A 15,691-nucleotide genomic window follows, 5' to 3' on the forward strand; every position below is an offset into this window, starting at 1 on the left:
CATTTTTCCATGTCTAAATTGCAGTAAGCTTTTTTTCTTATAAAACATACCTAAAGTTAATCCCTATAAAAATGGTAGAAGCATTCCTGTTATCTCTTGCACCCACTCGCAATGGCATGTACCGGACAGGCCTGTTTACATCTTCCGCAGCGGATACACTCCGGGCTGTTAGGGTTTTCCACAGGGTTGACTTCCATCTGACAGGCTTTTGCACATTTTCCACAGCGGATACATTTATCCATATCTACACTGTATCTGTAAATGGATACCTTATTAAATATGGAATAAAAAGCTCCAAGGGGACAAATATATTTACAGAAAGGTCTGTAAATAATAATGGACAAAATAATCGTTACGATCAAAATCGTATTTTTCCATATGTACAGCCAGCCAATGGCACCGCGCATCGCTTTATTCAAAAGCACCAGCGGAAGTCCGCCCTCCAACGTTCCGGCCGGACAGATCAGTTTACAGAAATAAGGAGCTCCCTGTCCCATTATATCTGTAAGGAATAGTGGGAGCAAAATTACGAATACCAGGAAAATCACATATTTCAGTTTTCGAAGTACTTTGTCCCATTTAAAAGTACGGATTTTCTTTGGAAAAGGAATCTTATTCAGCAGGTCCTGGATCAGACCAAATGGACAGAGAAAACCACACACCAGTCTTCCCAGGATCGCGCCTACGAAAATCAGAAATCCGATTACATAATAGGCAAATTTAAAGTTCCAGCTTCCAACCACAGCCTGTAAGGAACCAATTGGACAGGCTCCTGCTGCTCCGGGACATGAGTAGCAGTTCAGTCCCGGAACACAGGCATTTTTCAGCTTTCCTGTGTATATTTTTCCAGTTACAAATCCGGATATATGTGAATTTGTAAGCAGTGCCCAAAGTGCCTGTATGGTATGTCTGGGCCAGTTTTTTATATTCATTTTTTTATCCAATTCCGATACACTCCATACAAATATTTACAGCCTTTGTAAAGACAACCGCCATCTCTCCGCGGCTGATCCCATAAATCATCATCAGAATGCCTGCCGCTGCAAGAGCAATGCCTGACCACTTTGAATCTACTAATTTTTTCATAGGTTACTCCATTTTTGATTATTTGCCTGCCTTAATTTCCTCAAGCTGCTTCTCTACAGCTGCCTTCCAGTCTTCCAGACTTTTGCTGCCCATAATCGGTTCTCCTACAATATTTCCATCTTTATCTACAAAGAAGGATTCCGGGAAACTGCTGAGACCGCTGATACGTCCGTTCATATTTCCTGCATCCGGAATCAGAAGCGGATAGGTAACTCCTGTTTTTTCCTTGAGAATCTGAGCCTTTTTCACAGTATCTTCATCTGTAGTTCCGTCCTCGCCTACAGAATCAATAACCATTCCTACTACACCCACGCCCTTCTCTTTCATTTCCTGATAAAGCTTGTCAAGGTCTGGCATTTCATTTACGCATGGAGAACACCAGGTTGTAAAGCAGTTTACAAGAGTCAGATCATAGTCGCTGAATACTTTTTCTGTATAGGCATTTCCGTCAATATCAGTTGTCTCAAATGCACCTACATTTTCTGCATCTGGATTTGCATTTTCTGCCGGCATATCAAATACGGATTTGCTTGGATCAAATGCTGTCATTTCTGTGATTGTAGTTTCAATTTTTTCAATCTCGTCTGTCAAATCAGACTCTGCATTTTTATTAATGCTCAGATAATACTTGTAATTTCCATCCTCGCTGGTTCCCAGCTCTTTGTGCTCGTTGCAGCCAGTGATGGAATCCAGATCATCGATCACATCCTTGCTGTAAACTCCAAGTGTACCAACTCTTTCGATGCTCTTAAGCCAGTCATCATAACCGGTTCCAAGGAGATTTACATCTTCGTTCTTCTGCTCCTCAGTAAGCTTATTCCAGTGGAAAAAGGCATACTTAAAGCCAGTCATGTCATCATTCCATTCTTCCTCTGTGACCATAAGCATATCAGAAGTTTCCATCTGTTTCTTCAATTCTTCCGGAAGGACTGCCTTTAATCCAAGGAATGGGAAATCATAGGAATCCTGAACATTCATATTAATATCTGCTGCTTTTACTGTTTTTTTCACAGGTGTGCCATCTTCGGAGAAAACAGCTGTCTCAGAGCTATCACCAGCTACCACTACGCCTGCTTCATCTGCTGATACAGCTGCTCCAGCTTTGTCTGCGGAAACGGCAGCTCCGGCTGCATCTGCCGGTACTGCCATACCAGCTTCTTCTGCTGATACGCTTTCAGCCTTGATCATAACCGGATTGAAAGATGTTGCTGTCAGAACTCCTGCTGCCAGAATTGCCATAAGTCTTTTTTTATTCATCATTTTTAATTTTCCTTTCAGCGTTTTTTATTTATCTGAACGTATTTTAACATCTTTCCTATAAAATCTGTGTTAAGATTTTTATTTTTTTCAAAATATGATAATATAAAATGAGTATCAGAATGTCTTTTAGCACTCGTATCTTATTTACACAAAATTACATTATGGAAGGAGACAATATGCACATTTTAATTATAGAAGACGAAGAGCAGCTCTGCCGTTCTGTTGCAGAGGGACTTCGCATAGACGGTTATGAAACAGATATCTGTTTCGATGGAGACGAAGGGCTTTGCCTGTGTATGACAGAAAATTATGACCTGATCCTGCTGGATCTGAATCTTCCCGGCACGGACGGTCTGGAAATTCTCCGCCAGTTCCGGGAACACAATACCAATACCCCGGTTCTAATCCTGTCCGCCCGGGATCAGATTGAAGATAAAGTAAACGGTCTGGATCTGGGAGCAAATGACTATCTTACCAAGCCATTTCACTTTCAGGAGCTGGAAGCCAGAATCCGAAGCCTTACCCGACGGAAATTTGTTCAGGAGGATGTATGCCTGAAATGGAATCAGCTCACCTTTGATACCAGAACAAGAGAAGCTTCTGTAAATGGAGTGCCGCTTTCCCTTACCAGGAAAGAAAGCAGCCTTCTGGAATATTTCCTGCTCCATCAGAACCGGATCATTTCACCGGAAGAAATGATTGAACATATTTGGGACGGAAGCGTAAATACCTTTAGTAATTCCATCCGAGTGCACATTTCATCTCTTAGAAAAAAACTAAAGGCAGCAATTGGATTTGACCCTATTCAGAATAAAATCGGCCAGGGCTATATATTGGAGGAATACAGATGACGAAAAAACATTTCCACACCTCGCTTCAGCTGAAGCTTACTTTATTGCTGTCCTTACTGATGATTGTTTCCTGTGTTCTTATGTACTTCTTCATCAGCCATTCTGCCGTATCGGGAATGGATGGATTGCAGAACTACATGATCAAGGTAGACCCACAGGATGGAGATTCACCTATTACCTTTAATGTAGATCCCAAAGCTCTTTTTCCTCAGTTTGAGCAGGAAATCCAGGAAACCAAAGAGTCTTTTCTTCTTCGAAGTGTTATTGCCACCACGATCATTATTCTTCTTTCCAGTGTGTGTACTTATTTTCTTACGAAAAAGGCCCTTACACCACTGCAGAAGCTAACCAGCGAAGTCAGTCAGATTCAGGCTCAGAACCTTTCCACCCAGCTTCCAGTTCCAAATTCAAAGGATGAAATTGCACAGCTGACCAGCTCTTTCAATGAAATGCTGACCAGGCTGGACAATGCCTTTAGTACACAAAAGCAGTTTTCTGCAAATGCAGCTCATGAGCTGCGGACACCTCTTGCAGTATTGCAGACCAACCTGGAAGTTTTTGAGAAAAAACAGAAACCGGAAATGATTGAGTACAGACAGCTTTTCACTATGATCAAAGAACAGACCGCAAGGCTTTCCCAGCTAGTCGGAACCCTTCTTGACATGACGAACCTGAAATCTGTTCCACGAACCGATCAGGTTTCACTGGAAGAGCTTGTAGATGAGGTTTTCTGCGACCTGGATCCAATTGCAGAAAAAGCAGGAATTTCTATCCATTTTAATGACAGTTCCAATCAGGATTTGCATACCGATGTTACCGGCAGCTATGTACTTCTTTATCGTGCTGTCTACAATCTGGTGGAAAATGCCATTAAATATAATCGCCCCCATGGTTCTGTCTCAGTTTCTGTCAAACAGGAAAACGGACAGGCTATGGTTCTGGTAACGGACACCGGCATCGGCATTTCACCTGAAAATCAGAAAAAAATCTTTGATCCTTTTTTCCGTGTAGACAAATCTCGCAGCCGAGCCATGGGCGGTGCCGGACTGGGGCTGGCACTGGTTGACTCTATCGCTAAAGAGCACCGGGGAACCGTGAAGGTACTGGAAAGCAGCAGCGCAGGGAGCACGATAGTGCTTATGCTGCCTGTGGATAATTCCTGAAACTTTTTTTATTAAAGTTTAGAGGTAATTTTTATGTTAACTATTTCAGACAAAAAAACTGAAGCAGATACTTAGAGCATGTTTGAAAAACAGGCAGACCATTTCACCAACTCTCAGCACGAAAGGATATAAAAATGAAAAAAAAGTTAAAAAAATGCCGCAAATTTGCTTCTTCTGTAGTAGCTACAACCATGGTTATGTCAACTATCAATGCACCTCTTGCAATCTATGCATCAGACAATTCTGCACAGGAATCTGCTGAAAAGATTGAATTTAAAACAGCTGGTGAGGACTCCATCTACAAAGGACTTCCACTGTTTGATGGTATCCCGGCCCACCTGGATGCATATCTGGATGTGCTGATGGATTACATCGGAACTGAAGGAATGGTTCGCTACGCCCTTGGCTACCGTGGCGATTACCAGCTGCGCTTTGGCGAACATGCCGGAAATATCATTCCAGGTTCAGAACTATTCGGCGATCATGTGCAAGGTGTTTCTACAGATTTCCCGGCAATCATTGCACTCGGTCAGACCTGGAACAAGGAACTTGTTAAAAAAGTAGGTAAAGTAATTGGAACTGAAAACCTGAACACCTGTGATTTTCTGGATACCATCAGTAACTTTAATGCGGTCACCTGTACTGCAATGCAGGATCTTCGTGTAAATCCGTTAAGCGGACGCTACGATGAAGGTTTTGGTGAAGACGGAACCCTCGTTTCGGAAATGGTTGATGCAATGGCGACAGGTGCTTCCGGAATTGAAGAGGAAGAAAATGAGGATGGCTTCTGGACAAAATGTATTGTAACCACAAAGCATTACACCGACTATGCCGGACAACAGTTCAGACGTTCTGCCAACATTGCAAACAGTCTGAGAAGTGTTATGGAACAGCAGGCAAAAAATATCAAAAAAGGTATTTCTGACGGTTCCGTCAGCGGTTTTATGACAAGCTACGGACGTACTGCCGGTATTCCTAACAGCCTTTCTCCACTGGTACAGTGGATTCAGAGTTTTGCCCCTTGGGGTGAGGACGGTGGAAATTATGTAGTAACTGACTACTCCTCTGACTGGCAGCTTTACTCTGAAAACAGCATGGGAAATGGATATGACAATTCCTATGTTCCAACTTACTCTGATGCCCTTTCCCTTATGCTTATGGCGCGCACCGGACAGGGCGCAGCCAACGACCAGTCCACTCTGAAAGAGCCAAACACAGAAAATCAGGACGCAGTTATGGCAGAGCTGGAAAACGGCACCTCCGGTCTTTCTCTTGGCGATATTAAAAAAACAGCCCGGGCACAGGTGATTCCGCTGATTCGAAATGGCATATTTAACGAACGCGACGAAAACGGTTATCCTGTCAACTATCCATTCATTTCAGAATCTATGGGCGCAAGTGACACCGCATATGACTACACAAATAATGAGCACCAGGCAGTTGCACTTCAGGCTGCTCAGGAAAGTATTGTCCTTCTGAAAAATGACAACAATATTCTTCCACTTGCCAAGGACGCAAATGTTGCAGTTGCCGGACCGATATCGGATGCACGTTTCAAAACCACTTATGCGGTTGGACGGACCCCAGATCTGGAAAATGCAGGTCTTTCAATCGGCCGCGGTATGATGGCCGTTGCAGGAGAAGATACTATTACAATGACTTCCGACGGCAATATTATTGTGCTGAAAGCTTCCCAGAATGGAAAATATGTGGTGGCTGACAAAAACGGAATACTTACCGCTTCTGCGGACACTGCCGATGAGGCATCCAAATTCGAGGCATATTCCTGGGGACAGGGCAACGGCTACAGCTATAAATGTGTAGATAACAATTCTAATAACGGACTATGGCTGAAATTCTCTGAAGACAGAGACGGAAATATTGAATTTGGAGTAGTGGGAACAGAAGAACTGAACGTTGCTGACACCGGACTTTCTGCAACTTCTTACACTGCAACTCTTCCATCTAGAATCAGCATTGCCACAAATGATGACGGTTCTTCAAATATTCTTCTCAACTGCTACAGTGAATCCTTCTTCGGCGCAGAGAGCACTTATTATAAAAACACCCGTCTTCTCACAACTGCAGAAGATGGCACTGTAGGATATACTGACCAAATCGTGGACAAAGACGGCCAGACCACCCTTGCAGCCGAAACACAAAACCAGTTTACCGTAGAAACCGTTCAGGAAACAGGAAGTGTAACGGTAAATGCAGGTGCTGACTATGCAGTAGTTGTCGTAGGTGCTCCTACCCGTCATAGTGCTGGCGAGGGAAGCGATCGAAGTGATCTTTACCTTGGAAAAGACCAGTACGAACTGATTGACAATATTTCTGCTGCTTATCCTGGCAAAACAATTGTTGTGATCAACAGCGTTTTCCCTGTAATTGCAGAAGAAATTCAAAATAATGAAAATGTTGCAGCAATTGTATACGCTCCATATGCCGGACAATATGACGGATATGCAACTGGACAGGTTCTTTATGGTGATGTAACTCCTACTGGAAAACTGACCTCCACCTGGTACGCAGATATGTCTGCATTCCCACTTCTGGATGATTACAGCATTCCAGACGGAACCAACAACACTACTGATCTGAACGGCATTGCCCCAAGATATACAGTTGATATTACCCAGGCAGACGCAGCAGCGACCGGACTTACTTACCAGTATACAAACGCACCTGTTACTTATGATTTTGGTTATGGACTGAGCTATACTACTTATGAATACGGCGAACTGAGCATCGGAGAACAAGACACTGACGGCAATTTTACAGCTACCGTTTCCGTAACAAATACGGGTGACAAGGCTGGGGCAGAGATCGTTGAGCTTTACGCTTCCAATCCGGATTCTACCTATGAAAATTATGCTCCTAAGAAACGTCTGGTTGCTTTTGAAAAAATTGAGCTTGATACCGGAGAGACAAAGGAAGTGACCTTAAAGGTTTCTGGTGAAGATATGGCACTGTGGAACAGCAACACCGATGAATATGAAATTGAAGCTGGAACTTATACTTTCGAAGCAGGTGCTTCCAGCCAGGATGTAAAAGCAACTGCACAGGCTGAAATCACAGGATCTGATTTTGATGGTCTTGATATCAGTGAACCAGTTTGCGTATATGACAAGAGCTTTGCTGCTTCTAATCTGACCTATAACGAGTATTCCAAAGCTCACACCGCTGAAAACCTGAAAAATGATGTGCTGGTTGGCGGATATTCAACTGTTATGGCAAGAAACGAAGGCGCATGGACAGCCTTGAATGGCGTAATTCTAGACGGCATTACCAAACTGACTGCTTCTGTTGCTTACGATGGCGAAGGCGAAACCGGAATCGAAGTTCACCTGGATTCTCCAGATGGCGAAAAGGTTGCAGAATTTAACTTTGGTGCGACTGATGTGAATACTTATACGGTGGATGCAGTTGAAGATTATGAAGTGCATGAGCTTGGTTATACAAATGTGGAAGCTGAGCTGACTTCCGAAGTTTCCGGAACACATGATGTTTATCTGGTATTTAAGAATGCAGATACACAGATTTACACGGTTCAGGGAAATTAAAATAAATGTCTAAAAAAGCCTTGCTGCAAAAGCTATAATGCTTCTGCGGCAAGGCTCTCCCCGGTGTAAAGACATGCTTATCTTATAATATATTTCGTACCTCTGCCTCTGCCCTCAACCATTATAATGCCTTTTTGCCCCATACTCGTCAACGCCAAAAAATATCATACCGCCATCGTAATTTGAAAAGGCGCTAACAGTTTTCAAAAAAGTGTTTGTAACATTTTCTTTAAACTCTATTGTTCGTGTTTCCTTCATACGATTCAGCTCCTTTTCAATTATATTTCTATTATTATATGCAAAAACGCGCAAAAAAACAATCGTATTTTTTTACGATTGTTTTTTTGATTGATTTCAATTATTGTTTGTGCTCCTCCTGATAAACTACGAAGCAATTGTTCTGCTATGAGCAAGTAGCGAAGCGGACCTGGAATATCCGCTTGACTTACTTTATCACGGCAGATTATTTCCCGCAGCCAGGGGCTTCACTTGACATCCTTCCATATGTTACTATAAAATTTTCACCACCGCTTATTTCTCCAGCATATAATCCTTAATCACATCATGGTCTCTCAGTACCTTCTCGACTAAGGTGCCCTTAATTGCTTTCAGCAGAGGTTTCTTTACCAGATTCAGCGGTCCAGGAAGTTCAATTTCAAGTGGTGATCTGCCATCCATCAGTTTAACACTGGCATCAAGAAGTTCACGTACATCGTAAACACTGCCCCAAACTTCCGGAACACCACGGTCAACACCCATAAGTCCGTATACAGCCTCCATAGCAGTACGTACAGAATACTCAGTTGTGAAAATAGTGTCTCTTGGAGTCTCAGCGAACTGTCCAAGGAATGCGAAGTTCACACAGCCATCCGGGATAACGTCCGGTCTGTCGCCTTTTGCTCTTGGCATGAAGAATGCTGTGATATATGGCATCATGGTCGGTACGCAAACCGCGCTGTTCTCAGCCAGATCCTCAATCTGATTGGTCGGCACACCCATGTGATACAGCCACTCTTCTGTAATCTCTTTACCGGTGCACTCCTTCATCGGTTTCTTTACATAGTCGCCAGGTACATCTGTGAAAAGACCATATACCCAAACGCAGACTTTATCTTTATCCTGATCCTTGAACTGACCCTGACGGTTGATAGTCCAGCTTAACAGCCAGCTGGAATCCTGGCAGCTTACAATTCCGCCGGTAACAACATTTCCGCTCTTTGGATCTCTCTTACAAATATCTGTAATATAAGGAATGATCTTGTCATCCAGTGTAGTAACAGTTGCAGACTCCCAGTTTGTCTTTGCAATGTCAGAGCAGAATTTCTCCGGATGTCCAAAGGACGGATCCTGTTTTGCAATATTTTTCCAAAGGCTCCAGCAACCGCTTGTACGAACCTCAGCATCTCCGTTTGGAGCATGGTTCTGGTCACCGTAGATAGTTCCCTCTGTACAGCTTCCGTTGGTAACAAATACATAGTCATTTTCAGTAAGAAGGATTCCCTTCTCAACACCTTTTACTTTGCACTCAATGGCTGTTGCCACTTTCTTTCCATCGTGGATATCGAAAAGTACATTGGTAACCTCTGTGTTGAACTGGAAATCAACACCTGCTGCCTCCAGATATTTCTGCATTGGAAGAATCAGAGATTCATACTGATTGTATTTAGTGAATTTCAGAGCACTGAAATCCGGAAGTCCGCCAATGTGGTGAATGAATCTCTGGATATAAAGCTTCATCTCAAGTGCGCTGTGCCAGTTCTCGAATGCGAACATGGTTCTCCAGTATAACCAGAATGTAGAATTCAGTACCTCATCATCGAATACATCTTCGATGGTCTTGTCATAAAGATCCTCATCCTTTGTAAAGAACAGCTTCATGATCTCCATGCAGCCCTTCTGGCTCAGGTTGAATTTGCCGTCTGTATGAGCATCTTTTCCCTGATTTACAGTTGCACGGCAAAGAGAGTAGTTCGGATCATGCTTGTTCAGCCAGTAATACTCATCCAGTACAGATGCGCCTGGTTTCTCCAGAGACGGAATGCTGTGGAACAGATCCCAGAGGCACTCGAAATGGTTCTCCATCTCACGTCCGCCTCTCATTACGTAGCCTCTCATTGGATCGAAGATACCGTCACATGCACCGCCTGCAATGTCCATTGCCTCCAGAATATGAATGTGGTCTCCCGGCATCTGTGCGTCTCTTACCAGGAAACAAGCTGCTGCCAGGGAAGCAAGTCCGCTTCCTACCAGATATGCATGCTTGTCATCTACGCCTTCCGGTTTCTCCGGGCGGGCAAATGCTTCGTAATTACCGTTTGTATAATAAATGCCCTTGCTGTTTTTCTCGTTTTTGCCGCGCTCTGTATTGCGGTAATTCGGGTCTACGTGTGCTTCTGTGATCTGTTTCTCCTCACGGCTCTTATTTGCCAGAACTGCTACTCCTGCACCAGCTGCGGCAAGTGCTGCCATACCTAATACGGAATGTTTCTTCTTTGACATAAAAATTACCACCTTTCATTCAGACTATTTATAATTTTCTATTTCTTAGTATTTCCTGTTTCTGAGTGTATTCTACGTCGAAAATAAATTTTCCTCAATTTACAAAACAAGGCAGATGACAAAAAACTTATCATCCGCCTGATTTTGTAAAGTATGTTATTTATTTTTCTCCATATTCCGCAAAGAATTCCCCACATTTCCGTGCATCGTCACAGTAATCAAACCTGCCATTTCTTCCGGGGATTCTTTCATTCCACGTTTGATCCAGTCCAGCATGACACCTACGAAGCTGTATTTATAGAAGTTTGCAATAAATTTCTTCTGCTCTTCTGTGACCATAAGATTCTCACTCTGTTCTTCTACTACGCCCTCGATCAATTCATAGGTAAGGGCATACAGATAATTCTCCACCCTCTCTCTGCTGACGGACCTGTATACATTTAAAATAAACGGCTTATTTTCCAGCACTGCCTCAAAAATCTGAAGAAGCCCCTCCTGCCAGGTGTCATAGGTCTTTTTCCCCTGCAAAGCCCGGGAGGCGTCCTCGATGCATGCCCACTCTACCAGATCATAAATATCCTTAAAGTGATAATAAAACGCCATCCGGCTAATGCCGCAATCTGTTGTCAGGTCACTGATGGTAATCTTATCCAGCGGCTTCTGCAGCAGAAATTTCTTCAAAGATTCTTCCAGTGCATTCTTTGTAATATTGTTCATTCAGATATGCTCCTCCTGATTATTCTGTAATCATTCCTTTCAGTTGCATATCCCTATCTTACCATAAATAATCTGCTTCCCGGTAAACTCTTCAAAGAATTTAGAAAAGTTTAAGAATCATGCAAACCAATCTCCTTCTTTACAGTAAAACTGCACCATGCTACAATAACCCCAAACCCAGCCAAAAAATTCAGCTGTTCAGCGCACCTATGCGCCGCAGCTATCATAAAAGGAGCACAATCACTATGGAATTAACCCTTGAAACCGGACGTCCTTCCGATACCACCGGAAGGCTTGAAAAAGAAATACGCGTATATGATTTTCTGGATTCCCTGAATATACCGTATCAGAGAGTCGACCACGAAGCTCTCATGACCATCGAAGCCTGCAAAGATGTAGACAAAATCCTGGACGCTGTCATCTGCAAGAACCTGTTCCTCTGCAATCGCCAGGAGACCAACTTCTACCTTCTCCTTCTTCCCGGAGACAAAAAATTCAAAACCAAGGAAGTTTCCTCTCAGCTTGGCGTAGCCAGACTTTCCTTTGGAAATGAGACTTATATGGAAAAATACCTGGACATCACCCCTGGCTCTGTAAGCGTCCTCGGTCTGATGAATGACAAGGAGCATCACGTTCAGCTGCTTATTGACGAGGATCTCCTGAAAGAGCCTTATATCGGCTGCCATCCCTGCATCAACACCTCCAGCCTGAAAATTGACATGAAAGATATGATGGAAAAAATTATCCCGGCAATGGAGCACGAACCGATCTTTGTGAAGCTGGGACAGGAAGAATAATTTTTTTCCCAATAAAAGAACTGCTGGACATCCATGGAAATTAAATTCCGGGATGTCCAGCAGTTCTTTTATTTTCCATGCAGCCTCATGCCGCACTTCTAATCCTTATTTACTCTTTCTCTCCTTCACCAGTGCAAACACACTCTGAAGCACAATAAAGAAGCAAAGCAGAATCGCTGTTACAATGTTTGACCAGGAGCTGATCAGCTTACCATTGGTCTTAACTAATGTAGAAATAGTACCGTTGATCAATACTCCGAACAGAGATCCAAGCACATTTCCCACACCACCGGTAAGAAGGGTACCGCCGATAACTGCGGAGGAAATGGCATCCATTTCCAGTCCGGTTGCCTGTGTGGTTGTACCAGCCATTGTGTTCAGACAGTAGCAGATACCTCCGATAGAAGTCAGGAAGCTGGAAAGTATGTAAGCTTTCATCTGTGTTTTCTTAACATCAAGTCCCATCAAAGTTGCTGACTGCTGGTTTCCGCCCACTGCGTAAATACTGCGTCCGAAACGTGTATATTTCAGCATCAGATAAATAGCGAGTACTACGATCAGCGCCACAACCACTGTTACACGAAGATAGGGATACTGCATAATGCCTTTCTTGTTCAGATATCCTCCAAATGGAAGAGAAATCTTGAAGCTGGAAAGTGTAGTAAAGATCTTGTCAGAAACAATACTAACCTGCTCTTTACAGATCACAGCTGTCATGCCTCGTGCAAAGAACATACCTGCCATGGTTACGATAAACGGCTGAATCTCCAGATAGGAAATACAGAAGCCCTGAACAATACCAAACACAATACCGATTGCAAGGATCAGAAGCATCAGCACCGGGCTGGACCAGCCCCACTGCTCAATTCCAACTGCAAGGATCATACAGTCCATGGCAACCAGGGAACCTACGGAAATATCGATTCCTCCAGTCAGCATAACACATGTCATACCTGCTGTAATACAGATCAGACCTGCATTGTTGATCAGGATATTCAGGAATGTCTGGAAGCGGGTAAAACCTTTGTCCGCATATACGATACATCCTGCAGCATACATTACAAAGAACAATACAATGGTAATCAGCAGCAACAGGTTATTGCTGTTTATCTTTTTCTTTTTCATGCCCGAGCTGCCTCCTTTCCGGATTTCTTTGTCAGCTTTTTAAAGAATGCTTTGGCTGGCTCAGCCTGAATAACTACGATGATAATAACAACGATTGCCTTAAATACCGGCGCCTGTGCAGAGGAAACACCAAGTGCATACAGGGTTGTGGTAATCGCCTGAATGGTGTAAGCTCCGATAATGGAACCTGCCAGGGAAAATTTACCGCCGCCAAGGCTGTTTCCGCCAAGTGCTACGGAAAGGATAGCATCCAGCTCCATGTTCAGACCGATGTTATTGGTATCAGCGGAATAAATTCTGGAGGTTGCAACCATACCTGCAAGGCCTGCACAAAGACCGCAGATCGCATAGCACATCAGGATGATCTTTGAGGAATTAAAGCCTGCGATACGGGAAGCTTTTTTGTTAATACCAACACTCTGGATATAAGTTCCAAGTGCAGTGTACCGAAGTACAATAGATGCAATTGCCACACAAACTGCAGCAACAATAATCGGTGTGGGGATAATTCCGCAGTAACCGCCGAGCTTCTGGAAAGATGGTACACGTACATAAACGATCTGGCTGTTGCAAAGAAGAAGTCCTACCGCACGGCCTGCCGACCATAGGATCAGTGTGGCAACCATAGGCTGGATATTCATATACGCAACCAGGAAGCCGTTGAACATACCGCAGATCAAAGTTACCAGAAGACCTGCCCCGATACCAACCAGCAGCGGATGTGCATACTGCTGAACATTTACATTTCCATATCCTGCAAGGATCATACAGCAGACACCTGCGTAAAGACTCATAACAGAACCAACGGAAATATCAGTACCGCCGGAAGCTGATACAACCAAAGTCATACCGATTGCCAGAATTGCAATTTCACTTCCACGGTTCAGGATGTCAATGAGACGTCCGTAAAGCACACCGTTTTTAATGGAAATCATAAAGAATCCAAGGGGTGCACTGCCTGTTGCAATATCATATACTACGTTGATCAGCATAACCAGGATCATACTGAAAATCGGAAGGAACAGGCGTTTCTGCGTTAATTTTTTTATGCTGCTCATCACTTGTCACCTCCTGCAATTGCTTTCATTACGTTCATCTGGTTCATATCCTGCTCATCAATCTCTCCAACCTTCTGGCCGTCTCGAAGAACCGCCATACGGTTGCAGGTACGAAGCATTTCCTCAATCTCAGAAGAAATGAAGATCAGGCTCTTACCTTCATCTGCCAGCTTCAGAACCAGCTTCTGGATCTCTGTTTTGGTACCGATATCAATACCTCGTGTAGGCTCATCCAGAATCAGGAAATCTGGATTTGTGGCAAGCCATCTTGCCAGGATAACCTTCTGCTGGTTTCCACCGGAAAGCTGCTTGATCAGAGTCTCACGGCTTGCACATTTGATCTGGAGAAGATCAATATACTTGTCTGCGATCTCACACTGCTTTGCCATAGGAATCTTTTTCAAAATGCCCTGTTTTGCCTGTACGGCAAGAATGATATTTTCTCTTACAGAAAGGTCTGCAATAATGCCTTCTGCTTTACGGTCATCAGGGAGAAGTCCCATTCCAAGATGCATAGCATCAATTGGATTCTTTACTTTTACTTCCTGGCCTTTTACCTTCAGGGTTCCGGTCTGTGCACGGTCAGCTCCGTAAATGGCACGGGCCAGCTCGCTTCGTCCGCTTCCAAGAAGTCCGGTCAGTCCGATAACCTCTCCTTTGTGAATATCAAGATCAAACGGTTTGATGGTACCAGCGTGGCTTAATCCGCGGGCTTCAATAACCATCGGCTCTTTTCTCTTATCTCCAGTAGTCTCCGGTTTGATGGATGCCAGATCATCGAAATCTTTTCCCATCATAGCTGCTACCAGCTTTACTCTCGGCAGGTCTGCAATGTCATATTCTCCTACCAGCTTACCATTTCGAAGAACTGTGATTCCGTCACATACCGCATATACCTGCTCCAGGAAATGGGTAACGAATATGATTCCAACACCCTTTTCCTTCAGTCTGCGCATCATGGTAAAAAGCTTTTCTACTTCACGGTCATCCAGTGAAGAAGTGGGCTCATCCAGGATCAGCACTTTACAATCCATATCTACAGCACGGGCAATTGCGATCATCTGCTGCAATGCCAGTGAATATTCTTCAAGATTACGTGTTACATCAATGTCAAGCTCCAGCTGCTTCATCAGTGCTGCTGCCTGACGGTTCATGGCCTTTCGGTTGACCGTGCCAAGCTTTGTTAAAGGCTCACGGCCTATGTACAGGTTCTCTGCCACTGAAAGATTCGGACAGAGGTTTACTTCCTGATATACAGTGGAGATACCCTTTTTCTGGGCATCCATGGTATCTTTATTTACAATGGGATGATCAAATCCTTCCAGATAGATTTCTCCGGCTTCAAATTTATTTACGCCAGTCAGGCATTTGATCAGTGTGGATTTACCCGCGCCATTCTCTCCCATCAGCGCACGGATTTCACCTTTTTTCAATGTAAGGTCCACGCCTTCCAGTGCTTTTACACCTGGGAATGTCATGCAGATTCCCTGCATTTTCAATACTACTCCTGCCTCCAACGCGATTCCTCCCTTCCCGTTACGAGCAACATTTTTTCATTCTCCTCATTTGCCA

At 43.8% G+C, this 15,691-nt stretch carries 13 protein-coding genes; 4 read left to right on the plus strand and 9 right to left on the minus strand.

The features are described from left to right. Positions 1-89: 89 nt before the first annotated feature. Genes DWZ38_RS01840 through DWZ38_RS01850 form a run of 3 tightly spaced genes read right to left on the minus strand, consistent with a single transcriptional unit; the run spans position 90 to position 2,346 of the window. On the minus strand, positions 90-932 hold the full coding sequence (locus DWZ38_RS01840) for a 4Fe-4S binding protein (protein ID WP_021925574.1): 843 nt from the start codon (positions 930-932) through the stop codon (positions 90-92). Positions 933-936: 4 nt separating this feature from the next. Continuing rightward, positions 937-1,086 (minus strand): CD1871A family CXXC motif-containing protein, encoded by a 150-nt coding sequence (locus DWZ38_RS01845; protein ID WP_117849533.1) that lies wholly within the window; start codon positions 1,084-1,086, stop codon positions 937-939. Positions 1,087-1,104: 18 nt separating this feature from the next. Continuing rightward, positions 1,105-2,346, minus strand: a complete 1,242-nt coding sequence (locus DWZ38_RS01850) for a TlpA disulfide reductase family protein (protein ID WP_117849534.1) — start codon at positions 2,344-2,346, stop codon at positions 1,105-1,107. Between the two features lie 176 nt (positions 2,347-2,522). Here DWZ38_RS01850 and DWZ38_RS01855 point away from each other — a divergent pair, with 176 nt between their 5' ends. The 3 genes from DWZ38_RS01855 (at position 2,523) to DWZ38_RS01865 (ending at position 7,923) form a co-directional block, all read left to right on the plus strand. Then, positions 2,523-3,197, plus strand: a complete 675-nt coding sequence (locus tag DWZ38_RS01855) for a response regulator transcription factor (protein ID WP_117849535.1) — start codon at positions 2,523-2,525, stop codon at positions 3,195-3,197. After that, positions 3,194-4,360 (plus strand): HAMP domain-containing sensor histidine kinase, encoded by a 1,167-nt coding sequence (locus DWZ38_RS01860; RefSeq protein ID WP_243000114.1) that lies wholly within the window; start codon positions 3,194-3,196, stop codon positions 4,358-4,360. The genes DWZ38_RS01855 and DWZ38_RS01860 overlap by 4 nt, the downstream gene beginning before the upstream one ends. A 134-nt stretch (positions 4,361-4,494) precedes the next feature. Further along, entirely contained in the window at positions 4,495-7,923 is a 3,429-nt protein-coding gene (locus tag DWZ38_RS01865; RefSeq protein WP_117849536.1) for a glycoside hydrolase family 3 protein, read from the plus strand. Positions 7,924-8,037: 114 nt separating this feature from the next. Here DWZ38_RS01865 and DWZ38_RS01870 read toward each other — a convergent pair whose 3' ends face one another. The 3 genes from DWZ38_RS01870 to DWZ38_RS01880 all read right to left on the minus strand — a co-directional run bounded on the left by DWZ38_RS01870 (position 8,038) and on the right by DWZ38_RS01880 (position 11,139). Beyond that, complete coding sequence (locus DWZ38_RS01870) at positions 8,038-8,181, minus strand: ATP-binding protein (RefSeq protein WP_243000115.1); 144 nt, start codon at positions 8,179-8,181, stop codon at positions 8,038-8,040. Between the two features lie 273 nt (positions 8,182-8,454). Beyond that, a complete protein-coding gene (locus DWZ38_RS01875) occupies positions 8,455-10,422 on the minus strand; it encodes an oleate hydratase (RefSeq protein ID WP_117849537.1) in 1,968 nt (655 codons plus the stop codon). A gap of 156 nt (positions 10,423-10,578) precedes the next feature. Then, positions 10,579-11,139: a TetR-like C-terminal domain-containing protein gene (locus DWZ38_RS01880; protein WP_021925080.1), complete on the minus strand. Its 561-nt coding sequence runs from the start codon at positions 11,137-11,139 to the stop codon at positions 10,579-10,581. Positions 11,140-11,384: 245 nt separating this feature from the next. On the opposite strand from DWZ38_RS01880, the gene DWZ38_RS01885 reads away from it, so the two are divergent. Next, a complete protein-coding gene (locus DWZ38_RS01885; protein ID WP_021925081.1) occupies positions 11,385-11,936 on the plus strand; it encodes a prolyl-tRNA synthetase associated domain-containing protein in 552 nt (183 codons plus the stop codon). Between the two features lie 105 nt (positions 11,937-12,041). Here the strand turns inward: DWZ38_RS01885 and DWZ38_RS01890 are convergent, their stop codons facing one another. Genes DWZ38_RS01890 through DWZ38_RS01900 form a run of 3 tightly spaced genes read right to left on the minus strand, consistent with a single transcriptional unit; the run spans position 12,042 to position 15,636 of the window. Further along, positions 12,042-13,061, minus strand: a complete 1,020-nt coding sequence (locus DWZ38_RS01890) for a sugar ABC transporter permease YjfF (protein ID WP_117849541.1) — start codon at positions 13,059-13,061, stop codon at positions 12,042-12,044. Further along, complete coding sequence (locus DWZ38_RS01895; RefSeq protein ID WP_021925083.1) at positions 13,058-14,119, minus strand: ABC transporter permease; 1,062 nt, start codon at positions 14,117-14,119, stop codon at positions 13,058-13,060. Before DWZ38_RS01895 ends, DWZ38_RS01890 begins: the two co-directional genes overlap by 4 nt. Continuing rightward, entirely contained in the window at positions 14,119-15,636 is a 1,518-nt protein-coding gene (locus DWZ38_RS01900) for a sugar ABC transporter ATP-binding protein (RefSeq protein WP_021925084.1), read from the minus strand. The genes DWZ38_RS01895 and DWZ38_RS01900 overlap by 1 nt, the downstream gene beginning before the upstream one ends. Positions 15,637-15,691: the final 55 nt, after the last annotated feature.

The organism is Ruminococcus sp. AF31-8BH (assembly GCF_003460605.1).
In the GTDB taxonomy this organism is placed as follows: Bacteria; Bacillota; Clostridia; order Lachnospirales; family Lachnospiraceae; genus Blautia_A; species Blautia_A acetigignens.